Annotated in this window: 14 protein-coding genes and 1 tRNA gene; 8 read left to right on the plus strand and 7 right to left on the minus strand. The window is 35.7% G+C overall.

Annotation, left to right across the window (positions count from 1 at the left end):
• Window positions 1-53: 53 nt before the first annotated feature.
• Window positions 54-125, plus strand: a tRNA-Arg gene (locus BLS90_RS16040).
• A gap of 348 nt (window positions 126-473) precedes the next feature.
• On the opposite strand, the gene BLS90_RS16045 is transcribed toward BLS90_RS16040, so the two are convergent.
• From BLS90_RS16045 to gldJ, 3 genes are all read right to left on the minus strand, one after another.
• Window positions 474-1229: an NUDIX hydrolase gene (locus tag BLS90_RS16045; protein WP_091259424.1), complete on the minus strand. Its 756-nt coding sequence runs from the start codon at window positions 1227-1229 to the stop codon at window positions 474-476.
• A 427-nt stretch (window positions 1230-1656) separates the two neighbouring features.
• Complete coding sequence (locus tag BLS90_RS16050) at window positions 1657-2940, minus strand: UDP-N-acetylmuramoyl-tripeptide--D-alanyl-D-alanine ligase (RefSeq protein ID WP_091259426.1); 1284 nt, start codon at window positions 2938-2940, stop codon at window positions 1657-1659.
• A gap of 69 nt (window positions 2941-3009) precedes the next feature.
• Window positions 3010-4695: a gliding motility lipoprotein GldJ gene (gene gldJ, locus BLS90_RS16055; protein ID WP_091259428.1), complete on the minus strand. Its 1686-nt coding sequence runs from the start codon at window positions 4693-4695 to the stop codon at window positions 3010-3012.
• A gap of 209 nt (window positions 4696-4904) precedes the next feature.
• On the opposite strand from gldJ, the gene porU reads away from it, so the two are divergent.
• From porU to BLS90_RS16085, 6 genes are all read left to right on the plus strand, one after another.
• Window positions 4905-8735, plus strand: coding sequence for a type IX secretion system sortase PorU (gene porU, locus BLS90_RS16060; RefSeq protein WP_091259430.1), 3831 nt, complete (start codon window positions 4905-4907; stop codon window positions 8733-8735).
• A gap of 38 nt (window positions 8736-8773) precedes the next feature.
• Window positions 8774-9943, plus strand: coding sequence for a type IX secretion system outer membrane channel protein PorV (gene porV, locus BLS90_RS16065; protein WP_091259432.1), 1170 nt, complete (start codon window positions 8774-8776; stop codon window positions 9941-9943).
• An 83-nt stretch (window positions 9944-10026) separates the two neighbouring features.
• Entirely contained in the window at window positions 10027-10509 is a 483-nt protein-coding gene (gene cdd / locus BLS90_RS16070) for a cytidine deaminase (protein ID WP_091259434.1), read from the plus strand.
• 142 nt (window positions 10510-10651) lie between these two features.
• A complete protein-coding gene (gene pdhA, locus BLS90_RS16075; RefSeq protein ID WP_091259436.1) occupies window positions 10652-11650 on the plus strand; it encodes a pyruvate dehydrogenase (acetyl-transferring) E1 component subunit alpha in 999 nt (332 codons plus the stop codon).
• Between the two features lie 7 nt (window positions 11651-11657).
• Entirely contained in the window at window positions 11658-13334 is a 1677-nt protein-coding gene (locus BLS90_RS16080; RefSeq protein WP_091259438.1) for a dihydrolipoamide acetyltransferase family protein, read from the plus strand.
• A 783-nt stretch (window positions 13335-14117) separates the two neighbouring features.
• Complete coding sequence (locus BLS90_RS16085; RefSeq protein ID WP_091259439.1) at window positions 14118-14318, plus strand: RidA family protein; 201 nt, start codon at window positions 14118-14120, stop codon at window positions 14316-14318.
• A 64-nt stretch (window positions 14319-14382) separates the two neighbouring features.
• Here BLS90_RS16085 and BLS90_RS16090 read toward each other — a convergent pair whose 3' ends face one another.
• Window positions 14383-15618 carry a glycosyltransferase gene (locus BLS90_RS16090; RefSeq protein ID WP_245705131.1) on the minus strand — a complete coding sequence of 412 codons (1236 nt, stop codon included), beginning with the start codon at window positions 15616-15618 and terminating at the stop codon, window positions 14383-14385.
• Window positions 15619-15964: 346 nt separating this feature from the next.
• On the opposite strand from BLS90_RS16090, the gene miaE reads away from it, so the two are divergent.
• Window positions 15965-16546 (plus strand): tRNA-(ms[2]io[6]A)-hydroxylase, encoded by a 582-nt coding sequence (gene miaE, locus BLS90_RS16095; RefSeq protein ID WP_091259441.1) that lies wholly within the window; start codon window positions 15965-15967, stop codon window positions 16544-16546.
• An 89-nt stretch (window positions 16547-16635) separates the two neighbouring features.
• On the opposite strand, the gene BLS90_RS16100 is transcribed toward miaE, so the two are convergent.
• The 3 genes from BLS90_RS16100 to BLS90_RS16110 form a co-directional block, all read right to left on the minus strand.
• Complete coding sequence (locus BLS90_RS16100) at window positions 16636-18501, minus strand: OmpA family protein (RefSeq protein ID WP_091259444.1); 1866 nt, start codon at window positions 18499-18501, stop codon at window positions 16636-16638.
• A 19-nt stretch (window positions 18502-18520) separates the two neighbouring features.
• Window positions 18521-19438, minus strand: coding sequence for a PorP/SprF family type IX secretion system membrane protein (locus BLS90_RS16105; RefSeq protein ID WP_091259446.1), 918 nt, complete (start codon window positions 19436-19438; stop codon window positions 18521-18523).
• Between the two features lie 62 nt (window positions 19439-19500).
• Window positions 19501-25083: a gliding motility-associated C-terminal domain-containing protein gene (locus BLS90_RS16110; protein WP_091259448.1), complete on the minus strand. Its 5583-nt coding sequence runs from the start codon at window positions 25081-25083 to the stop codon at window positions 19501-19503.
• Window positions 25084-25866 lie beyond the last annotated feature (783 nt).

Consider the following 25866-nt stretch of genomic DNA (forward strand, 5'->3'; position numbering starts at 1 on the left):
AAATCAAATCTTGGAAAAGCAGAATTAAAATTCAGGAATTAATTTCAAAAAAAGATTAGCTCAGCTGGTTTAGAGCATTCCGATTCTATCGGAAGTGGTCGGGGGTTCGAACCCCTCATCGCCCACAAAAACTCCATTAGAAATAATGGAGTTTTTTTATGCTATTTTTTTTAAAATAGAATTTTGTAAATCACAACATCAAAAACAGAACGGATCTAGTAATTGCGTTATCCTTAACTACAACTGCTCTAAATTCTGAACCCATTTAACGTTTCTTGTAATTATGCTGTAAACCGGATCTAGTATTTGCTTTATCTTAAACTACAACTGGTCTGAATTCTGAACCCATTTAACATTTCTTGTAGTTCTGCTATAAACGGGTCCTACTAAAACCTTTCTATTTGAACATCAGAAATTCTAGTAAAATCTCAAGCTTCATTGCTCCAGCCTAGCGAATTGAATTACTTTTAAGACTACCAACCTTGTGTTAATCCATTCTTTACCACCTCTTCATACTTTTCTTTATCAAAACTATATAAATTAGGTGCTTTATGGGCAACATTACTTTTCTTTTCGTTCAATTTTGTTAGAATCCCAATTGCTGTAATTTTACGCAAAAAGTTTCTGCGGTCCAGCTTTCTGCCCAATATGGTTTCATACAATTTTTGTAATTCGGGAATTGTAAATTTTTCAGGAAGTAGATTATAGCCAACTGGCATCAAATTCAACTCCATCCGCAAGGTCTGCAAAGCCGTATTTAAAATTTCCTTATGGTCTAAAATTAATTCAGGCACGTCATTATGATCAATCCATTCTATAACATCATTCTTACCATCCTCTGGTGGAATTGCTTGCAAAAAATCGACCAATGCGTAATATCCAACAGTGACAAAACGGCTTGCAAACCATTTGCCTTCACTTATAGGTATCCCGTAAAAGTCTAAAACATTATTACTAAAATCAACATTACACCTCCTAGCATTACCAAATGTAGAAAACTGCCTTAAAAAGATCCCTTTCAGTCCTGTTCTACCATATAAAACCGTGACTGCAGCCTCATCAATACCTTCATCAATCGACACAAAACCTCCTGGCAAAGCCCATAGATCACTATACCTAGTTTTTATAAGTAATACTTTAAGCTGATTGTTATGAAATCCAAAAATCACACAATCTATCGACAAACCCGGCTGATAAGACTCCTGATTAGCTAAAACATCTTTTAACATGTACTTTTACTTGTAATTAATACGCTCTTTAAAAGATGCAATTTAGCTTATTTTTGATAAGAAATTAAATGAATGAACTATTTTGAAAAATCATCATTCTTGTTTTCGGTTTATAATAAAGAATTCACTTAGGCAAACGAAAAAAAACCTTCCAAAAGAAGCAGCATTTATACAAAAAAACAACTGCCCTATGCATCAATATTAATGATGATGCGAAGAACAATAGTCCACTATTACAAAAACTTTAGTTTACGAACGATCAACTATAAGAATAAATACAATTCAACTGTAATTTCTAACCACTCGAATACCTACTAAAAAATCTTAAACAACAAGAATGATTGTGATTTATAACGAAACGGTATTAACCTAAAAATGCCATCCTTTTTATGTGATGGCAATAAATCTAAATAATAATCATGTATCGTTATAGCAGTTCTAGAGTCCGCTCTAATGCCATACCCCGAGAGCCTTTTATTAAAATTGTACTATTGACAAATCTTGCACGAGGCAAATCATTTGAAAATTTTTCAAATGATTCATAGAAATAAAAATTACCCTGTAGTGTTCTATTTTGATAAAAAGCCGAACCAATAAAATAACATTTCACATTTTCTTCACTTGACAGCATGGCAATAATTGCCTTATGTTCTTGCAAACTTTCGTCACCAAGCTCAAACATATCGCCTAAAACCATAATTTTATTTGGGTTTTCTAATTGTAAAAAGTTCTCTATTGCGACCATCATACTACTTGGATTTGCATTGTAAGCATCCAGAATGATTTGATTCGTCCCTTTTGATACTAATTGAGATCTATTATTCTCAGGAATGTAACCCTCCAAGGCCTCCTTAATATCGCAGTCAGGAACTCCGAAATATTTTCCTATAGCCAAAGCTGCATTGATGTTATTTGCATTGTACAAACCTATCAAATGAGATTTAATAAATAGATCCGAATAACTAATTTCAACAAAAGGATTGGCTTTTACGTCCGTAATATTTACAGCTGCCTCTACTTTATTAATCCCAAACGTATATGTGTTTAAACTTTTTGACTTTTTAACTTGAATGGCGTCTTCCAAGTTTATGAAAACGGTCTTGTCTTTACTTGAAAGATAATGATACATTTCGCTTTTTCCTTGTATAACTCCTTCCACACCACCAAATCCCTCTAAATGTGCTTTGCCAAAATTAGTAATATACCCATAATCTGGCCTTGCTAATTCGCATAGAAATTCAATTTCTTTTTTGTGATTTGCGCCCATTTCAACAATCCCTATTTCCGTTTCTGAAGTAAACGAAAGCAATGTCAAAGGGACTCCAATGTGATTATTTAAATTTCCTACAGTTGCTTTTGCTTTCATCTTTTTTGAAAGAACAACTAGAATAAGTTCTTTGGTGGTTGTTTTTCCATTGCTTCCCGTAAGCGCAATTATAGGTAAATTTAGATACTCCCGATGAAATTTTGCTAATTCCTGCAGGGCAATCAAACAATCGTCCACTAAGATAGTTCTCTCATCGATAAAACAAGAATCGTCATCAATTAATACATAAGACGCTCCTTTTTCCAATGCTGAGGTGGCAAATGTATTGGCATCAAAGCGATCCCCTTTAATAGCAACAAACAAGGAATTAGACTTAATATTACGTGTATCTATTGAAACTGAGTTGCATTTTAAAAACAAACTATGAATGTACTTAATATCCATTTGAAACGATTTAAAAAAAGAAAAGCCCTAATCAAAGGGCTTTTCTTTTTATTTTATTTAATTATAAATTTAATTTCTTGCTGATCTCTTCTTATCTGCTTTCGGCCCTACTCTAGACATTGCACATCTAAAACCAATGTAATCCGTTGCCATATCTTGTGGAAAATACCTTCTTTGTGCTGGATCTAACCAGTAGGCTCTATCTCTCCAAGATCCGCCTTTGTAAACTCTAGATTCATCATTGATCAAGGTAGTTCTTTTGCTAGATTTATCATATTTTCTAACCATTTTTCCTAAACTGTCCGTTGTAACATTATGTCTAGGAGAGTTGTACATTACTTTATCTGATTTTCCTTTTTCATCATCAGACTCTGAATCGCCAAAATCATAATATCGGGTTGATTGTTTATCCCCATCTCTATAATTAATATTGTCGCTTTTATCAAAGTTCTGTCTTAAATAAGTCTCTTGTTCATCAACTGGCACTTGAGCAATCTGACCTGGAAAGTTTCTGGCTATTATTCTACCATTACTCAACGTATCATACTTCATGTTGTCTTTGGTAACAATCTCCACTTTACCGTCAGCACCAATTTTGTTCTTAGTATATTGATTTCCTCTAAAGTAGTTAAAATCATTTGCTTCGTTATCAATAATAGGTCTATAAACATCCTGTACCCACTCCGCTACATTTCCGGCCATATCATATAATCCAAAATCATTGGCAGGATATTTCTTTACTTCATTAGTGATATCAGCGCCATCATCAGACCATCCTGCAATCCCACCATAATCGCCATTTCCTTGCTTAAAGTTGGCTAATTGATCTCCTTGGCTTTGTCTTTTTCCTGAACGTGTGTACCCACCTGACCAAGGATATTTTTTCTGACCTTTGTAAATATTATATTCTCTTTGACCTACATCTGCAGCAGCTGCATACTCCCATTCCGCTTCAGTTGGCAAACGATATTCTGGAAGAAGTATTCCCGATGAACGTTGTGCGTAAACATTTTTTGGTTCAGTAACTGTTCCGTCTTTGCCAGCTTTTGGTGACTTTCTTGCTCCTTTCCCTCCTTTTAAAACAATATCTTCATTTCCTCCGTAAGCTGAAGTAGGGGAATTTAAATACGTTTCTGTGTCAAAATTACTTTCTGCTGTCACATCCAGTGTTTTTGCATTCTTTTTAAGATATCCACTTTTTTCTAAGAGAGCCTCATTTACACGTTGCGTTCTCCAATTGCTGAATTCAGTTGCTTGAATCCAATTTACTCCAACCACGGGGTAATCCGCATAAGAAGGATGTCTTAAATAGTTATTAGTCATCGTTTCATTATAACCCAATCTATTTCTCCAAACCAAAGTATCTGGCGAAGCTCCTTCGTATATGTTTTTATATATTTCCTCCGTTGGCGGATACACACTTTTTAACCAATCTAGGTAATCCAAATACATCGAATTTGTCACTTCCGTTTCATCCATGTAAAAGGATTGCACGTGCTGCTGTGTTGGCGAATTATTCCAATCGTGCATCACATCATCCTGCACTTTACCCATCGTAAAGGTACCACCTTCAACAAAAACCAAACCAGGTCCTGCTTCTTGTTTTTTCTTACTAGAACCTTTTCTACTATCCATGTTCCAACCTGTAGCTCTCGAAGTGTTCTTTGAATTGGATTTTTTACTGCAACTGGAGAAACCAACAATCAACACGATTGATAGCAACAACTGTAAGCCCATAATTCTGTTTGCTTTCATACTCTTTAGTAGGTAATAATTTTAGTGACGCAATATAATAATTAACAATTAACAAGCATCTAACTTTTTTTAATAAATCTGTAAATCTAACTTTAACATTAAATTATCTAATACAACGCAAATTTATAATAATTATTATTTACAATAACATGAAATGATTTATTTTTACTAATTAATAATAACCCACTATTAATCCCGTTAAAAAAATAATGAGAAAAATACTTTTGGCCATTATAGTCTTACTTCCGCTTGTTTCTTTTACTCAAATTAAAGGTGACATTGCCATAGAATGGTTAGAAAAAAAAGAAATGTCTTATGGAGATTCTAAAGTTATTATACCCCATTTTACAGGCAATAGCTTTCATTACGATGCTTCCAATAAAACATTACTTTTTACCTTCAAAACGAAAGAGTCCGTTTTTTTTGAACAAGGAAAGGTGCAAATAACCAACATAAACTACGAATCAATTTCAGTGGATCAGCTTGGCGACTTAGCCTCTGAAAACATTCCAAAAACAATCAACGCATCGCTAGTCATCTCGAATTCAAGAGACCTTAAAGAGGCATTTGTCAGTATTTCCCCCATCGTAAAGGATGATTTTGGATTCAAACGAATCAAATCCTTCTCTTATGAAATACAAAACAATAATGCTAAAACAGTGCAATCCACAAAAAGAGTAAACACAATCTCTAATACTGTTTTAGCAAGTGGAAACTGGTTTCAATTTTATGTAGAAAAATCCGGTGTATATAAGATATCTAAAAACTTCCTACAGCAACTAGGACTGGATGTTACTACAATTAATCCCCGAAAAATAAAAATCTTTGGCAATGGCGGTAGAATGTTACCTCTGGCAAACAACATATCTTATCCGAATGATTTAATCGAAAATGCAATTCAGATTAACGGTGAAAGTGACGGCATTTTGAACAACGAAGATTATATCCTTTTTTATGCTGAAGGAGTAGACACTTGGAATCAGGAAAGCAGAACGCACCTTAATTTATATGATAACAAATCTTATTATTACATTAACGCCGAAGGAGCTGATGGAAAGAGAATTTCTTCAATGGCGCAACCTACGGGAAATAGTACGTTGAATTTAACGTCATTTGATGATTATCAATTCCACGAACAAGATCTTGTCAACATTGCACGTTTGGGCCGACAATGGTTTGGTGAATCATTTGAAGTAAAAAACGAACAGGAATTTGACTTTATTTTTCCAAATATTGACACCTCCGTTCCTGTAAAAATAATGCTAACAGCAGCCTCTGCAGCTTTCACAAACACCTCCTTTAGCGTAACTGCAAACGGAAATGTAGCGGGTACAATTTCCTTTCCTGCACTGAGCAGCAATTCTGGAACCGAATTTATCTTAGGTGTTCTACCCAATAACTCCAATTTTAATGGTGCAGAAAACACAAAAATAAAATTAAAGTACAACAATAACGGCGTTCCCGGTTCCAAAGGTTTTCTAGATAATATTAGGCTGATTGCCAAAAGAAAACTTCAAGGCTATGGAAAGCAATTTCATTTTCAGTACGATCAGTCCGGTTCAAATTTAGGCATTGTAAATTATGAACTTTCTAATGCTACAGGAATTAATCAGATTTGGGATATCACTGATCCTTACACCGTTTCCAAAATCGAAAACACAAATCAGCCTACATTCAGTTTCAAAGCCAATTTGGGCGAACTCAGAAAGTACGTAGCAGTTGATGCCACAGATTATTACACTCCTTTAAAAGAGAGTAAATCAAAAGTTGCCAATCAAAATCTAAAAGGGACTTTATTTAAAAATAGCCAGGGTCAATTTCAAGATATAGATTACGTTATTATTTCGCCCTCTTCTTTAGTTTCACAAGCAGAGAAATTAGCTAATTTCCATCGCAACTATTCTAATTTAAATGTCAAAGTAATTCCTTTAGAATTAATATATCAAGAATTCTCTTCTGGAAAACAGGATATTGCTGCGATAAGAAACTGCATAAAATACATTTATGAAAATGCGTCAACGAGCATTAAAAGAGTAAAATATATTAATCTTTTTGGTGATGCATCTTATGATTTCAAAAATAGGATCGTAAACAATACGAATGTCGTACCTATTTATCATTCTTTAAACAGTAGTACAACAGGAGAATCCTCTTTTGCCTCAGATGATTTTTTTGGATTAATGGATTCCTCCGAAGGAAATATTGTCTCCTTCTTTGGAGGAATCGACGTCGCAGTGGGCAGAATGTTGGTAAATGACGCAAAACAGGCTGATGAAATGGTAAATAAAGTGCTTGAATACCATGATGCGAAATCTTACGGGAGCTGGAGAAACAACTTTGTTTTGGTTTCTGATGACTCCGATATACCGTCAGATGCCAGTTTACAAAATAGACAAAATGGACTGGCAATTACGATATCTTCAGAGAAGCCATTTTTGAATGTAAATAAGATTTTACTAGATTCCTATGCGCAAGAAGCTTCTGCTGGGGGTTCCAGATATCCAAAAGCAAGAACTGATTTTTTTAATGCTTTCGAAAAAGGAGCTTTGGTGTTCAATTATTTAGGCCATGGTGGTGAAGACGGTTTGTCAGCAGAACGTATTTGGGAAAAATCAGACGGGCAGAACTTAAGCAATCAATACAAATATCCCTTGTTCATAACGATTACGTGTGAATTTTCTCGTTTTGACAACCCATTTAGACCAACGGCTGGAGAATATACCTACTGGAACCCAAAAGGAGGAGCAATCGCAATGATTACTACCATACGTTCTATTGGTCAATTTAGTGCTGAAAACTTTAATGATGGGCTAACAAAAAACTTATTATCCTATGGATCAAATCAGTACCAATCAATAGCAGAAGCATTGCGAATCTCTAAAAATAGCAATCCAAATTCAGCTACCAATGTTGTTTTTTATATTGGTGATCCAGCAATAATGCTTGCTATACCAAAACCAAAAATTATACTTACCAAAGTAAATGATATTCCAGTCAGCCAAGCCATCGACGACTTCAAATCACTATCAAAAATAAAACTAACAGGAGAAGTTAGCGATGAAAACAACAATCCGTTGACCAACTACAGTGGGGAAGTTTCTACTACTATTTTCGACAAGGCGGTCAGCAGAACAACCAATAACAACGACGGAAATAGTCCTCCAATTAACTTTAACGTCTTAGGAGAAACAATATTTAGAGGAAATGCAACAGTAACTAACGGCCAATTTGAATTTAATTTTGTCGTACCTCGAGACATCAGAGTCCCATTAGCCAATGGAAGGATTAGCTTTTATTCCAAAAAAAATCAGCTTTTACAAAATGAAACTGGGTACGATTCCACCATAAAAATAGGGGGAATAAACGAAAATGCTACTGCAGACAATATTAGCCCAAGAGTGAAGTTATATATGAATGATGAAACATTTGTTTCTGGAGGCACAACAAACGAATCACCTTTTCTTGTTGCGAATCTTGAAGACGAAAATGGGATAAATACAGCTAGTGGAATAGGACATGACATTGTTGCCGTATTAGATGGAGATGTCAGCAATCCTTTTGTTTTAAACGATTATTATCAAACTAAACTGGACGATTTTACCAGAGGAACACTTCGGTTTCCATTACGTAATTTAGCTCCAGGATTACATACCATTACATTCAAAGCCTGGGACGTATACAACAACCCAATCACAGCTGAGATTCAATTTATTGTAGTAGGTGATGAAACGATAACCTTAACGCATGTATTAAATTACCCCAACCCATTTGTCAGCTACACCGAGTTTTGGTTTACACACAATAGACCATATGAACCATTAGAAGTTCAAGTCCAAGTACTGACAATAACGGGGAAAATAGTTTGGACAAAAAATCAAATTATTACGACAGAAGGTTTTTTATCAAAAGAAGTAAGTTGGGATGGTAAAGATGATTTTGGCGACCGATTAGGAAAAGGGGTTTACGTATACAAGCTAACCGTAAAATCAACCTTGACCAATAAGAAAAGTGAAAAATTTGAAAAACTTGTAATACTTTAATAATATACTATATTTGTTAACTAAATAGTACCACTAGAATGAAAAAAAAAATATTTCTTTTAATTTTCCTCTTACTTATTTCCTTTGCAAAAGCACAGGAGCGCGTTATAGTGCCCGGCGTTCAGTTTTTACTTGTAGCTGCTGATGCAAGAGCAGCCGGTATGGCTGATATGGGAGTCGCAACATCTGCCGATGCGTTTTCGCAGCAATGGAACCCAGCTAAATATGCGTTTTCAACAGATGCACAAGGATTTTCGCTCAGTTATACACCATATCTTACTGATATAGCAAATGACATTTCATTAGGACAATTAACCTATTTTCAAAAATTGAATGATCGAAGTGCCTTTGCCGGGAGCATTCGCTATTTTGGTTTTGGAGACATCGAACTAAGACAGACGGGAGAACAAAACGAAGATTTCCCCATAGTCTCTCCAAACGAATTTGCAATTGACGGATCCTATTCCTTAAAACTAAGTGAAAAATTCTCCATGGCTATTGCTGGACGATTCATTAATTCGAATTTAAAAGTAGCTTCAGACAATAATGATGCCTCCTCAGCTAGTTCTTTTGCAGTTGATGTTGCTGGTTTCTTTCAGTCCGAAGAAATAGCCTATAATGAATTCAACGGGAGATGGAGAGCTGGATTTAACATTCAAAATCTAGGTCCAAAAATTAGTTATGATAATGATGAATTCAACAACAATTTCTTGCCTGCTAATTTAAAAATCGGAACTGGTTTTGATTTTATATTAGACGAGTATAATAAAGTTGCAGTAAATGTTGAACTAAATAAGTTACTTGTTCCAACACCTCAGAATCCTGATTTAAATGGAGACGGCACGGTAACACCCGAAGAAAGAAACCAAAACAATGATAATTACCGATCTATAGGATGGACCTCAGGCGTATTTAAATCTTTTGGAGATGCTCCTGATGGGCTAAGTGAGGAAATCAAAGAATTCACTTATTCACTTGGCGCAGAATATTTGTACCAAGATTCCTTTGCGATGCGTTTGGGTTACTTTCACGAAAGTCCGTTAAAAGGTGCTAGACAATTTTTCTCCCTTGGAGCAGGATTTAAATACACTACCATCAAAGTAGATGTTTCTTATTTATTTTCAGCATCAAAAGTTAAAAACCCCCTAGAGAACACGCTTCGATTTTCATTGACCTTCAATTTTGGAGATAAATATGACGAATATTAAGCTAAAATAAAATAATAATTAACAATCCAAATTTCAACTCAAAACATCGAGATGAAATTTGGATTTTTTTTCCTTAAAAAAGCATGAAAGAAATAACAATTACCACACAATTCAAAGTGTTCGAATCCATTCAGGAATTACCAAATGACATCCAGGATTTAATGACACAAGCCGTTGAAGTACGAAAAAATGCTTACGCTCCTTATTCCAAATTCAGAGTTGGAGTAGCCATTTTTTTAGATAATGGCAAAATTGTACTTGGTTCAAATCAAGAAAATGCAGCATATCCGTCAGGGCTTTGCGCAGAACGCGTCGCTATTTTTTATGCAGGAGCGGTTTACCCAGAAGCCAAAATTTTAAAAATGGCCATTACCGCTGCATCGGACACGAACCAAACTACAACCCCTATTCCACCATGTGGATCTTGCAGGCAGTCAATCGCAGAATATGAAATAAAACAAGAGAGCCCAATAGAAATCTATTTTATGGGAGAAATTGGCGCCATTTACAAATCAGATTCCCTGAAAAACTTGCTTCCATTTATGTTCGATAAAAAATTCTTGTAAAAATTCCAAAAATTGCCTATTAAATTTTAGTTCTTACTTGGAATGTCTTATTTTTGCACTTCGCAAATTTGTGGGAGGAAACTATTTTGCGTTATAGTACAAATTGATAATACAATAACACTTTAGCAAAAGAAAAATTCAGATGAAAGAAGTTACAAAAGAAGTATATTTAAAGTGGTATGAAGATATGCTGCTTTGGAGAAAGTTTGAGGACAAACTTGCAGCATTATACATCCAGCAAAAAGTTAGAGGTTTTCTACATTTATACAATGGTCAAGAAGCAGTATTAGCTGGTGCACTGCACGCTATGGACTTGACAAAAGACAAAATGATTACTGCTTACAGAAATCACGTTCAACCAATAGGTATGGGAGTTGATCCCAGACGTGTAATGGCGGAACTTTTAGGAAAAGTTACCGGAACTTCAAAAGGGATGGGTGGCTCGATGCACATTTTTTCAAAAGAACACCGTTTTTATGGTGGTCATGGAATTGTAGGAGGACAAATTCCTGTAGGTGCAGGATTAGCTTTTGCTGACAAATATTTTGAAACTGGCGGTGTTACTATGACTTATTTTGGTGATGGTGCAGCACGTCAAGGTTCATTACACGAAGCGTTTAACATGGCTATGTTATGGAAACTTCCAGTTGTATTTATTGTTGAAAACAATGGATACGCAATGGGAACTTCTGTAGAAAGAACAGCCAATCATACGGATATCTGGAAATTAGGTTTAGGGTATGAAATGCCTTGCGGACCCGTGGACGGAATGAACCCTGTAAAAGTAGCTGAAGCAATGACGGAAGCAATTGACAGAGCACGTCGTGGTGACGGTCCTACTTTTCTAGAAATGAAAACGTACCGTTACAGAGGCCACTCTATGTCGGATGCGCAATTATACCGTTCAAAAGAAGAAGTAGAAGAATACAAAAAAATTGATCCAATTACACAGGTTTTAGATGTAATTAAAGATAAAAAGTATGCTACAGAAGAAGAAATCCAAGTAATTGATCTAAGAGTAAAAGCTTTAGTAGAAGAATGTGTGACATTTGCCGAAGAATCTGAATACCCTCCAATACAACAACTCTACGACGTAGTATACGAACAAGAAAACTATCCATTTTTACCTCATAAATTATAAATCAATTATGGCAACAATAATTACAATGCCTCGTTTGAGCGATACGATGACGGAAGGAACGGTAGCGACTTGGCTAAAAAAAGTAGGTGACAAAATTAACGAAGGGGATATCCTTGCCGAAATTGAAACTGACAAAGCAACAATGGAATTTGAGTCTTTCAATGAAGGCACTCTTTTACATATAGGCATACCTGCAGGTGAAACTGCACCAGTGGATTCTTTATTAGCAATTATAGGAAAAGAAGGAGAGGATATTTCAGCTTTATTAGCCGGAAAACCAGCTGGTACAGCACCAGTAAAAGAAGAAACCAAATCTGAAGAAGAAACAAAAGGTACTGAAGAAATAGCAGCTAAATCTGAAACTACTAAAACGACAGCGACTTCATCTGCTTCGTTACCAAAAGGAGTTGTGGTTATCACAATGCCTCGTTTAAGCGATACCATGACAGAAGGAACCGTAGCAACTTGGTTAAAAAAAGTAGGTGACGCTGTTGCTGAAGGTGATATTCTTGCTGAAATCGAAACTGATAAAGCTACGATGGAATTTGAATCTTTCAACGAAGGAACTTTATTATACGTAGGAATCGAAGAAGGAAATACTGCGCCAGTGGATAGCCTTTTGGCAATCATTGGGCCTGCAGGGACTGACATTAGTGGAATTGCTGAAAACTATAAAACTGGCGGAGCGCCACAAGCTGCTCCTGCTGAAGCAGAAGAAAAAGAAGTAGCTGCAACAGAAAAAGAAACCGAACCAATTGTTCAAGAAGCATCCACAGACGGACAGCGTATTTTAGCGTCACCATTGGCAAAGAAAATTGCAAGTGACAAAGGAATTCAATTAACACAAGTGAAAGGTTCAGGTGAAAACGGCCGTATTGTAAAAAGCGATATCGAAAACTTTACACCAGCTGCTGTGACACCGCAAACTGCTGCAACTCCTGCTGCAAAAGTAGAAACTGCCGCTGCACCTGTTGCTCCAAAAGTTTTTGTTCCAGCCGGAGAAGTTTTTACGGAGGAAATTAAGAACTCGCAAATGCGAAAAATAATCGCTAAACGTTTGGCTGAATCATTATTCACCGCCCCACATTACAACTTAGTTATAGAAGTGGCGATGGATGACGCAATGGCTTCAAGAGCAGTAATTAATACCGTTCCAGATACTAAAGTATCCTTTAACGATATGATTATTAAAGCTTGTGCGATGGCTTTGAAAAAACATCCCAAAATCAATTCTCAATGGAAAGAAGATGCCATTACAATTAATCACCATGTAAATATTGGAGTAGCTGTAGCTGTTGAAGATGGATTAGTGGTCCCTGTATTGAAATTTACAGATGCTATGAGTTTATCTCAAATAGGCGGAAGCGTAAGAGATCTTGCAGGAAGAGCTAAGAACAAAAAACTATTGCCTACAGAAATGGAAGGAAGTACGTTTACGGTTTCTAACTTAGGAATGTTTGGTATCGTCGAATTCAACTCGATTATCAACCAACCTAATTCTGCCATCCTATCCGTAGGAGCAATTGTAGAGAAACCGGTAATTAAAAATGGCCAAATCGTAGTTGGAAACACCATGATGTTATCTCTTGCTTGCGACCACCGCACAATCGACGGAGCAACTGGAGCACAATTCTTACAAACATTGAAACAATACATTGAAAATCCAGTGACCATGCTTGCATAACCACTGATTCTTTACAAATTTAAACCCATCTCGTTCTTCAGAACAAGATGGGTTTTTTGTTTTTGGGCATGTCCTCACTTCCACTATCGTTGCAGTGAGGTCGGGCTATGCGCTTTATCTTTTATTACGCTATCGCTTCATAAGAGGATGCCGTTGCTATCCCTCATGCGAAAACGACCAAATGACCTATAAGTAAAGCCAATTACAATTGCAGAAATACCCGATTACGAAATTTACTATGTTTTCACAAGACAATACCATCGTGTCTATCGCACTGAAAGCACCCCACGATATGCGAACTACTCCGCTGAAAAACTTGCAGCATAACAAATAATAAGAAGAAATGATGACTAAAAATAATCGAGATACAAACTAAAACAAATTGCCTTTAATTTTTAAACTTCATTTCAATCTGCTTGATTTTTTAAGTCGTTTGCAGTCGTAACTACGCTCTAGCTAATTTACTATCTCCTGTAGAAAATGAATTTTCATATTATAATAAAATAGTCAGATATGTTTAATGTTATCAAAATACTATTACTTAAGCGTTGGTTTAAAATCATTTTCAGCAAATAAAATATTAATTTTACGAAGTATTTAATTTATTACAAAATGATTGATAAACACAATATCGATCCAAATGATGGCTTTCTCAAGCGGTTATTATACAAACTGGAAGTTTTAAAACTATTTATATTTCAGGACAAATTGGAATTGGTGCTAATTTAGAATTACAAACATTTACAACTTTTGAGAATTTATAAAAGCAACTACTAAATTGCAATGCCACTTTTTAAGGATGTGGTAAAAATGAACACCTATATTGTAAATTTTAATTCAGAGCTTGATTTACCTATTTTTAGAAAAATTAGAAATAAATTTATAGGAAATGCTGACTTTCCAGCAAGCACCTTGGTAGGTGTTGCCGTTTTAGGAAATAAAAATTGGCTCATCAAAATTGAAGCGATTGCTATTGTTGAATAAAGTAATGCGTTGAATGTAATTATCTAATTTGAATAACTTTTCATGCTACAAAAGTTTATAACTACTAACTTTTATTCTTCTCTTCAATCCATTTCGACATGTACTTCGTACTTTTTAGAGTATGATGTTGTAGTAAAGCACCCATAAAATTATTCAAACGATGTTGTGGCAGATTTTCTTGTAACGTTTGTATTTGCTCTTTAAACTCGGTTTCAAACAACGTTCGCATGTAACGTTGCTTGATTATTTCGAATCCGTTTTGTTGGGCTTCAAGCCAAATTTTTTCATCTTGATATAAAAACACCGCTTTATTGGCAAAAATCATACAATTGTCCTCAACAAAACCATTCCAAGGCAAATTGCCTTGCATCGATTCGGCGCCAATGGTGGTGGTAACGCTTGGCGTACCAAATTGCATGGCTTCCAGTAATTTTCCTTTTATACCTGCTCCAAAACGCAAAGGCGCTAAAACAACCCGGGCATGTTTGACTACTTCCTGCGCATTAACCGCACGACCGAGGATTAAGAATCCCTCTTTTGTATTATGTAATTGCAAGACTTTCTGTGAAGGGTACGCACCATATATGCAACAAACAGCATCAGGTACTTGTTTTTTAATCAAGGGCCAAATCGTTTCTTTGAGATATTGCACCGCGTTCCAGTTGGGTTCATGTAGAAAATTACCAATAAAAACAAAATCTTTTCTTCTCTCAAATGATAGTGTTGTATTTAAATTTAGAACAGCTTGCGGTTCTAATAAAAGCGGCAAATAATACAACAACGAGGTGTCGATTTTGAAAATCCTAGTTAACACTTCGATTTCAAACTCGGAAATTATCAAAGATAAATCACAACGCAGGATACTGGCTATTTCTCGTTTGGCTACTTCTTCAACAAGTAGATCTGTTGTTTTGAATTCACGATTTTCCTTGAATGCTTTTTGTCTGGCGAGACGCAAAGAATGTAAATCTTCGGTATCTAAAATTCGAAGTGCGTTTGGACATTTTTCAGCCACGCGCCAACCAAACTGCTCTTCCATCATAAAACGATCAAAGAGAACTACAGTTGGATTAAGTTCTTGGACAAACGTGTCAAAACTCTCTGAGTTGAGCACAATTGTTTTTTTGTCAACTTGAAACGGTTGCAAATCTATCATAAAGTCACTGTCTTGTGCAGGAGAAGCAAAGGTAATTGTGAATCCTTGTTCTTGGAACAGCGAAATCAATTGCATCATTCTTCCGCCTGCTGCAGAGGAGTTGGGTTCAGGCCAAACAAAACCGATAATTAAGAGTGATTGCACTTTTTGTGAGTTGTAAATTAGTGCTGCAAAATACTACTTTAAAATCGGATTGTAACTTTACAGGATTGTAAATTCTATTGAAAATGGCTAACTGTACTTTGCACTAGACCGCGTGAGGGACAGTAGTGGAAAGCCCGGAATTGTGGTGGAGCGCAGCGAAAGCAGAATGAGGTCTTGTAGCGGATAGCCCGACAGCAAAAAAATGGCTAGCCGGAATGTAGCTTTAGCCATTTTTTTTGATGGCACGCCCCACTTATTTTGACAGCAAAGTCACAAAGCATTTAGGTTATCGCGGTATAAATCAGGAAGAAAAGACTAATTTTGTAGCCACATAAATTCGATTAAAATGTTAGGATTAAAATTAGCAACCGACCCAAGATGGGTTAATATAGTAGAGTCAAATATTGAAGAAATTTTGACAGACCACGCCTGGTGTGAGCAAAAAGCAGCTTCGAATGCCATCAGCTTGATCACACAAAATTCGGAAAAAGAAGAATTAGTGACCGAATTGATGATTATTGCTCGAGAAGAATTAGAACATTTGCAAATGGTACACGACTTAATCAAAAGTAAAGGCTTATCACTGGGAAGAGAACGCAAGGATCATTACGTGAATGAATTATTCAAGTTCATGAAAAAAGACGGGAGTCGCAATGATGCTTTGTGCGAACGATTGTTGTTTTCGGCGATGATTGAAGCCAGAAGTTGTGAGCGTTTCAAAGTACTTTCTGAAAACATTGCAGATGCGGCATTAGCTAAGTTTTATCGTGATTTAATGATTAGCGAAGCAGGACACTATACCACATTTTTAGGTTTTGCAAGGAAATATGCAGACAACGTCAATGTGGACAAACGCTGGCAGGAGTGGATTGATTTTGAAACATCCATCATCAGTAATTATGGCAAGCAAGAAACGATTCATGGCTAATATTTGAATAACAAAGCTTCCTTTTAATAAATAAATTGTACAAAAAAAGGATACTTTACAGCATCCTTTTTTTGTGTTTTAGAACTAAATCATTTATTTCTTATCATAAATTCCGAACGTCTATTTAGTGCAAATTCTAGTTCCGTACAGTTATTTTGGCAATCAATTTTAGGTATAGATTCCCCATATCCTTTCCCAGAAATTCTTTCTGAACTGATTCCTTTTGATATAATATACGCAACAGTTGATTGTGCTCTTCTTTCAGATAAATCTAAATTATAAGAGTCAGAGCCTCTAGAATCCGTGTGAGACTTAACATCAATTTGTAAATTACTGTTTTGCGCCATTACATAAACCAATTTATCAAGTTCTACTGCACCACGCTCCGTAATATCACTCTTATTAGAATAAAAGTAAATGGGATTCAAAAGGATTTCTGTTTCTGTTACAACCACATCAATTGGCTCCAGTGCCACTTCTAGTGTAATTACCCCTTGTTTACTGCTGGCTGGAAAAGATTTTGTAACATAACCATCTTTGAAAACTTGTATCGTATATGACTTTAGGCAGGATAAATCATAAAGTACTTCACCAGCATTACTAGACAGCTGAGTATCTAAAATAGTAGTGGCGGTATCCAAAATTAACACTCTAGAATTAGCTAAAAGCGCTCCTGTTTTCGCATTTTTAACCACAATAAAAATCTGAGCTTTACAAATTGGAATCGCACTGTAAATATGATCTTTACCAAAACGATTACTAGACACATATCCTATATTTTTATCTTTGTTGAAGCTAAAAGCAAAATCATCTTTCTCCGTATTTATAGGTTTACCCATATTATGTGGCTCTCCATCAGTATTTAAATCCACTGAAAAAACGTCTAAACTTCCAAAACCAGTCAGGCCATTTGATGAAAAATACAAAATGGAATCATCCCCCATAAACGGAAAATTCTCATCCCCAACGGTATTGATCTTTATTCCTAAATTTTCTGGAGTACCAAAAGATCCATCGCTATTCACCTTTACTTTCCAAATATCAGTTCCTCCAACGGAACCAGGCATATTGGAGGCAAAATAAAGCATTTTTCCTTCTTTATCTAAAGACGGATTGCCCGCAGAATAACTTTTACTATTAAATGGCAACGCAGTTATTTTGCTCCACTTTCCATTTTCTTTGATCGCTTTATACAGATTTACTTGACCAAATTTGATTTTGTGTGTTTTATCCTTGTCAAATAATTTATCTTTAAAACTCTCGCTGGAAAAATAAGCAACAGAGCCCTCCTTATTCATAGTAACAGGTCCTTCATGAAATCTACTATTTAATTCATTAACAGCAATTGGTTCAGAATACCTACCATCAGCTTTATACGTAGACTGATAAATATCTAAAAAAGGTTCGTCATTCCATCCATAAATTTTGCCGCTTTCATTTCTGGCACTTGCAAAATAAAGAATATCTTCATAAAGAACCGCTCCAAAATCTGATCTATCAGAATTGACGGAAAGTTTATTTACTTCAAAGCGATTTTCTATCGCATTTAAATCTAAAAGGTAATTTGGATTTTTATTAAACGTAATTGCCCGCTGATCATTAGGCGCAACCTTAGAAAATGCTTTCATTTGGGCATTTGATTCCGCATATTTACCGTTAGATTTAAGCATTTGAGCATATCTATAATAAGTTTCCGCATCTTGCTGCGATTGTATTGCTTTTGCATACCACTTTTCAGATTCTATAGTATTTTTCGTATAAAAATAACTATCGCCGAGCTGTTTGCTCAAATAGGCATCGGAATTACCTTTTTCGACTAATGCGATATATTCTTTGGCTGCTTCAACATAATCGTAGCTTTCAAATAATTTATCCGCATTCTTAGTCTCTTTATTTTGTGCACAAAGCGAAAAACTCGTTAACACAAAAAACAATAATATTGTATTTTTTTTCATTAAGTTGAGTAATTTATTTTTAGAAAAATCTAGGGGAACGAGACACTTTTTTCGACTCAAATAAATCATATAACAATATGAATTCATGTGACGAAGGCGCGGTAACTTTTAAATCCGAAACGATATGATCATAAGCGTATCCGATTCTTAATTCTGGAGTCACTGCAAAATTAATCATTCCACCAAAACTATCTTGCAACCTGTAAGTTGCTCCAATTTCAAATTTTTCCTGATATAAAAAATTAGCAGATAGATCTAAAGATGGAGTTACATTAAAAGCTGATTTCAGCATAAAGGAAGGCTTAAACTTCAGTTCATAATTAACATCAAAGACATAACCTGCCGTTAAAAAATAATGCGATACATCTGAGCCATACTCACGTCCGTTATAATCTAAATGCGCTGCTTTTAACATATTAGGAAGTGATAGCGCTACATAATATTTGTCTGTATAATAGAATAATCCTGTTCCTAAATTCAATGAACTATCACTTATATCTTCTCCAAAAACACCCTCTGAAGGATCTGGTAAACTGGATTGAATATCTCTTAGACCTACTTTATGGAATGAAACTCCCGCTTTTACACCAAATGCCAATCGTTGAGTATCCCCTAATTTCAATGTATATGAAAAATCTCCAAACACATTTTGCTCTATTACGGGACCAATTTTATCCGACACAAAAGAGACACCTACACCAACATTCTTGCCTGCCGGTGCATGACCTGAGATAGAAAAAGAAGCAGGCGAATCTTCAATATTCACCCACTGTTTTCTATATAAAAGACCAAAAGAAAGACTTTCTTTAGAGCCAGCATAGGCGGGATTAATAACATTCATATTATACATGTACTGTGTATAATGTGGATCTTGTTGCGCTTTTACATCTAAACATGCGTATAGAGCTAAAAGAGACATCAATATTATTTTGTTCATATCTATATATTTTTCAGTTTATCAGTCGACTTAAAATTGACGTGGACTAATAAATACATTAATTACTGTTTTTCTCTGATTAGATAAATCCAACCTGTTTTTGGCTCAGCGCTATTGAATTCAATTACGTAATAATAAGTAGCACTTGGAAGATCTTCTCCTTTATTTGACTGGCCATTCCATTGATCTTTATAATTCATCTGACTGTAAACTTTAATACCATATCTATTAAATATTTCCAATTTTTTAACATCCATCAAACTTAAATCGAAGAAATCATTTGAACCATTTCCATCAGGAGAAATTCCTTTTTGGATGTTGCAATAAATTGATTCTACTGTTACATTAGAAGTTGTCTCACATCCAGTACTCATAGAAGTAATCGTAAGCGAATACACCGCCGGAGATACTACTGGCGCTCCCGGAGTTGAAGAAATTACATCGGTAAGGTTTAGTACATTAGAATTAGTTCCAACAAGATTCCCCTCTTTATCCTTCCATTGATACGAAACCTCATTAGGATTATAAGATCCTGCTAATGGATTTGCGGTCAATATAAACTCTTTGTTTTCACAATCTCCTCTAGTTTCAAATTGAATCGGTGAAGGAATAGCGTTTATCGTAATTTCAGAACCTAAAGCTACACATGCAATACTATTTACAAAGCGCACACTAATTATGTATTTTCCAGGAGTCAAATCATTAAAGACAGGGCTGCTTTGATACCCGTTACCTACACTATATTGGACATCTACTTGTGTTTTAATTGCAATACTTCCAGCTAACATCAAACATGTAGGTTGTACGACTTGCATTAGGGTTGGAATTGCTGGTAATAAAGGAAGTGGACTAATAGTTATACTTGTAAGACTTTGAACGGAACAAGTAATGTCAGCATTATTTCTCACGTAAACTATATAATTGTTTGGAGCTAATCCTGCAAAAACATTGGATGTTTGATACGATGTACCATTCAAACTGTAGGATACTCCTGCTTGCGGCGTCACTGTAATTGTTCCCGCTGGTGTCGAACAAGTTGGCTGAACCACAGCTGAGGCAACAGGAATAGCCGGAGCAATTGGAATTGCATTTATAGTAATCACAGATAAAGATGATTGCAAACAGGTGTTATCTGTTGCACTTCTTACATATAACGTATAAGTATTTGGAAGTAATCCTGAAAATGAATTAGAAGATTGGTATACCGTGCCATTTAAGCTATATTCTACTCCTACTTGTGTTTTGAGTGTAATACTTCCGGACGGAATTCCACAAGTAGGTTGCACCACACTAACGGCGGTTGGTTCAATTGGAGGTGTTGGAATAGCATTGATCGTTATAGTAGACGATGACGGAGTTACACAAGTGGTATCCGCTGTATTTCTTACGTATAAAGTATAAGTATTTGGTGCCAATGCCGTAAATACATTCGAACTTTGGTACGTTATTCCATCCAAACTGTAGGCTACTCCTGCTTGTGTTGTGATTGTAATACTTCCTGACGGAGTTCCACAAGTAGGCTGCACCACACTAACTGCGGTTGGTTCAACTGGAGGTGTTGGAATAACATTGATCGTTATAGCAGACGATGATGGAGCTACACAAGTTGTATCCAACGTATTTCGAACGTACAAAGTATACGTATTTGGAGCCAATGCTGTAAATACATTCGAACGCTGGTACGTTATTCCATCCAAACTGTAGGTTACTCCTACTTGTGTTGTGATTGTAATACTTCCGGACGTCATTCCACAAGTAGGTTGCACTACACTAACCGTGGTTGGTTCAACTGGAGGTGTTGGAATAGCATTGATCGTTATAGCAGTCGATGATGGAGTTACACAAGTTGTATCCAATGTATTTCGAACGTACAAAGTATAAGTATTTGGTACTAATGCTGTAAATACATTCGAGCTCTGGTACGTTATTCCATCCAAACTGTAGGCTACTCCTGCTTGTGTTGTGATTGTAATACTTCCTGAAGGAGTCCCACAAGTAGGTTGCACCACAATAACGGCGGTTGGTTCAACTGGAGGTGTTGGAATAGCATTAATCGTTATAGCAGTCGATGACGGAGTTATACAAGTGGTATCCGCTTTGTTTCTTACATATAAAGTATAATTATTTGGAACCAATCCTGAAAAGACATTCGAGATCTGGTACGTTATTCCATCTAAACTGTAGGCTACTCCTGCTTGTGTTGTGATTGTAATACTTCCGAACGGAGTTCCACAAGTAGGTTGCAGCACACTAGCAGTGGTTGGTTCAACTGGAGGTGTTGGAATAGCATTGATCGTTATAGCAGTCGATGACGGAGATAAACAAGTGTTATCCTCTGTATTTCTTACGTATAAAGTATAATTCCTTGGAACCAATCCTGAAAAAGTATTCGAAGATTGATACGCTGTACCATCCAAACTGTATTCTACTCCCGATTGTGTGGAAATGGAAATACTTCCCGATGGAGTTCCACAAGTAGGTTGCACCACGCTAGCTATTGTTGGAACAACTGGAGGAAGCGGAACCGCATTAATTGTAATAACAGATGATGAAGGCGTAACACACGTATTATCTGCTGTGTTTCTTACATACAAAGTATAATTATTTGGAACCAATCCTGAAAAAGTATTCGAAGATTGATACGTTGTGCCATCCAAACTGTATTCTACTCCCGATTGTGTCGTGATGGAAATACTTCCCGATGGAGTTCCACAAGTAGGTTGCACTACACTGGCCGTTGTCGGAACAATTGGAGGAAGCGGAACCGCATCAATCGTAATTACAGATGATGAAGGTGTAACACAAGTATTATCCGCTGTGTTTCTTACATACAAAGTATAATTATTTGAAGCCAATCCTGAAAAAGTATTCGAAGATTGATACGTTGTACCATCCAAACTGTATTCTACTCCCGATTGTGTCGTGATGGAAATACTTCCCGATGGAGTCGCGCAAGTTGGTTGCACTACGCTCGCCGCTGTCGGAACAATTGGTGGAAGCGGAACCGCATTAATCGTAATTACTGATGATGAAGGCGTAACACAAGTATTATCCGCTGTGTTTCTTACATACAAAGTATAATTATTTGGAGTCAATCCTGAAAAAGTATTCGAAGATTGATACGTTGTGCCATCCAAACTGTATTCTACTCCCGATTGCGTCGTGATGGAAATACTTCCTGATGGAATTGCACAAGTTGGTTGCACCACGTTCGCCGTTGTCGGAACAATTGGAGGAAGTGGAACCGCAGTAATTGCAATAACTGCTGATGAAGGCGTAACACACGTATTATCCGCTGTGTTTCTTACATACAAAGTATAATTATTTGGAGTCAATCCTGCAAAGGTATTCGAAGATTGATACGTTGTGCCATCCAAACTGTATTCTACTCCTGATTGTGTAGTAATCGAAATACTTCCTGATGGAGTCGCGCAAGTTGGTTGCATTACGCTCGCCGTTGTCGGAACAATTGGAGGAAGTGGAACCGCATTAATCGTAATTACAGATGATGTGGGCGTAACACACGTATTATCTGCTGTGTTTCTTACATACAAAGTATAATTATTTGGAGCCAATCCTGAAAAAGTATTCGAAGATTGATACGTTGTGCCATCCAAACTGTATTCTACTCCCGATTGTGTCGTGATGGAAATACTTCCTGATGGAGTCGCGCAAGTTGGTTGCACTACGCTAACGGCGGTTGGTTCAACTGGAGGTGTTGGAATAGCATTGATAGTAATTGACTCTGATACAACAGAAGAACAATTATTTATGCCAGTAACTGTAAAAGTATACATTCCTGATGATGGAAGGTTGCTAAATTCATAACTACTACCAGATCCAGAAATTGGGGCTCCCAGAGAAGGGGTGATAACCCATGTGCCTATTGCAGGCAAGCCATTCAGTACGATACTGCCATAGTTCCTCTCGCACGTCGGTTGCGTAACCAATCCAATGACAGGAGGAGCGGTGAAATTGAATTCTACTGTAATATCTTCAGAAGATGGAACACATTGTCCGTTTGAAATCGTCCATGTAAACACATAAGTACCAAGAACATCTACATTAGCTGTTGAAGATCCATTACTACTATCACTAAAGTTAACACTACCAGGTCCTGATTTTTTAGTCCAAGTTCCTATACCAACTGACGGTGTATTGCCACCCAAAGGATTACTTGTAAAACTACATTTAGACTGACTCTCTCCAACAGTAGCTAATGTTGGACTCTCAACAAAACTCATTACAATATTTGCCTCTGAATAACATGGTGTTAATGCCGCTGAAGCAACTACAACAGGATTTGGATCTTTAAGATTGTAATCTACTGCTGCATTTCCGAAATCTAAATTACTCGCTTTTTCTGGACTTAGAAAAGAATTGGTAACGGAATAATTTGTTTCATCTTGATCTACTAAAGTCATAGCAAAAAATTTAATATCCCCCGTTGTATAACCAATAAGAGACTTTAAAACTTCAACTTCAAATCCTAAACTGTAATCGGTAATCCCAACATTATTTTTATTTATCCCCAGTACTGAAGATGGACTTCCTGAGGCAACAACTCCTATATTAGTCTTTTTAGAATTTCCAGTTCTTAGTTCAATAATATCAGCACTATAATTATTTCCTCCCACATCTGTTCCAATAGCTAAACAATAATCAGCCTGGAAATAAGAGTCAAACGTACTTGGATTGTTATTAAAAAAATTAAATGCATTCACTAAAGGAAACCCACCATTTTCATCACCATAATTTGAAACATTAAACCCCCCTACTTTAGTATCCAAAAATAATAAAATTTTTCTACCACTTAGAACTTTACCAAGTACTCCGAAAGTTAATTTGTCCTCTGTGGGACTTATTTTTATAGAATTTATATATGCTGAAGTCGCGTTAGAAGATAAAGGAGCAGAAAGAAAATTATCTTCAAGTGCTCCAGTGCCCCATGCTTTCTCGGTAATATTACCATCAAAACTCACTGCATATCTAGTTCGAACTCTAACAACTTGACCATCTGTTAAAGTATTTGTGATAAATATTTTACTTAATGACATACTTTGTTTTACGACGCCATCGACTGAAAATTCAAATAGATCTGCACCGCCAGTGGCATTAAATGTGGTAGAAGTACCCAAACACAATGGAGAGGAAATAGAAGTTGAAGGAGAAATAGCTAATGTCACTGCAGGCGGAACGACATATATAGAAGCAACAACAGGTACACGGAAACTAACATCAGAACCTAATCGGCTCTGTACATAGTAAGTCTTAGTAGAACTTATACTTGGACTGTAAATATTTCCCGTGTATATCGGTATAACTGATGACTGAGAAGCAAACCATTCAATCGTCTCATTACCATTTGCTCCAAAAGCATAGACATTGACTTGAACTGGATTAATACCGTCTCCACACGAGCTCCCAGCAGTCGAAAATGGGCTAGGCAAAACAGCCAAAATCGCTGAAGTCCGAACTACTTTGGACTTCTTTTTTTGTTTTTTAATTGAATCTGTAGATATTAATTTAGAATAAAGCTTAAAATTGATATCATGTAAATTTACAAGGTTGTCTAAATTTTTTGAATTTAGCGAAAAACTTAAAAAGAAAAAGAAATAATAAAAATAAATGTATTTTTTTTTCATACAGCCGATTTTGTCTTTATTTTAAAAATTTAATTATTAAAAGTAAAGTTTTATTTTCATTGAGCAAATTGAATTTTAATATAAATTTAACAATCTAAAAATAAAAAATTTAAATACTTACAAATCATATATTTACAGTGTATTAAATTTGAAAAATATATATAAAAGCACTTTATTAACAACACAAATAGCGAAATCGTATTTTAAGTCTTAAACTTGTAAAAAAAATAAATAAGTCTTATAGGTGTTTTAAAAATCGTGTAAAAATCTAAGATTAAAACCATATTTTTCGACAAATTTACTTAGCCAAAATTAATTTTTAATATTTAAAAAGGACTCCTTACAAAGATGAAGCTACAACATTTCGTTTATATTTAGAAGAGATTATTTCTAAACCTAAACAACACCGTTCCATTAAGTTAATTTCAAAAAGGAATAGTTGTTGACTTAAAATTCAAAATTTCACACATCGAGCAAACCAAACGCAACTTTACAATAATCGAAGAAGTTGACTTAATGAGGATGATGAACGAGTAATTATTGTCCCAAAAGCTTACTGTCGAAATTTAGTAGCTAACTTACACCGTATAAAAGCTAAAATTATATCTTTTATGAAATTTTATAAACAGATAATAACTCAATAATTTTAATGCTATTACTCCTATATATCTATTTAAGGGGAAGTATTGGATCAAGTCTAAAAGTTGTGGGGAAATATTAAATTTCGATATTTGTATTTTAAAAATAGATAGAAATGCAAGATTCTTTTAGTGAACTAATCAA

It is taken from the genome of Flavobacterium omnivorum, assembly GCF_900099915.1.
Taxonomy (GTDB): Bacteria; Bacteroidota; Bacteroidia; order Flavobacteriales; family Flavobacteriaceae; genus Flavobacterium; species Flavobacterium omnivorum.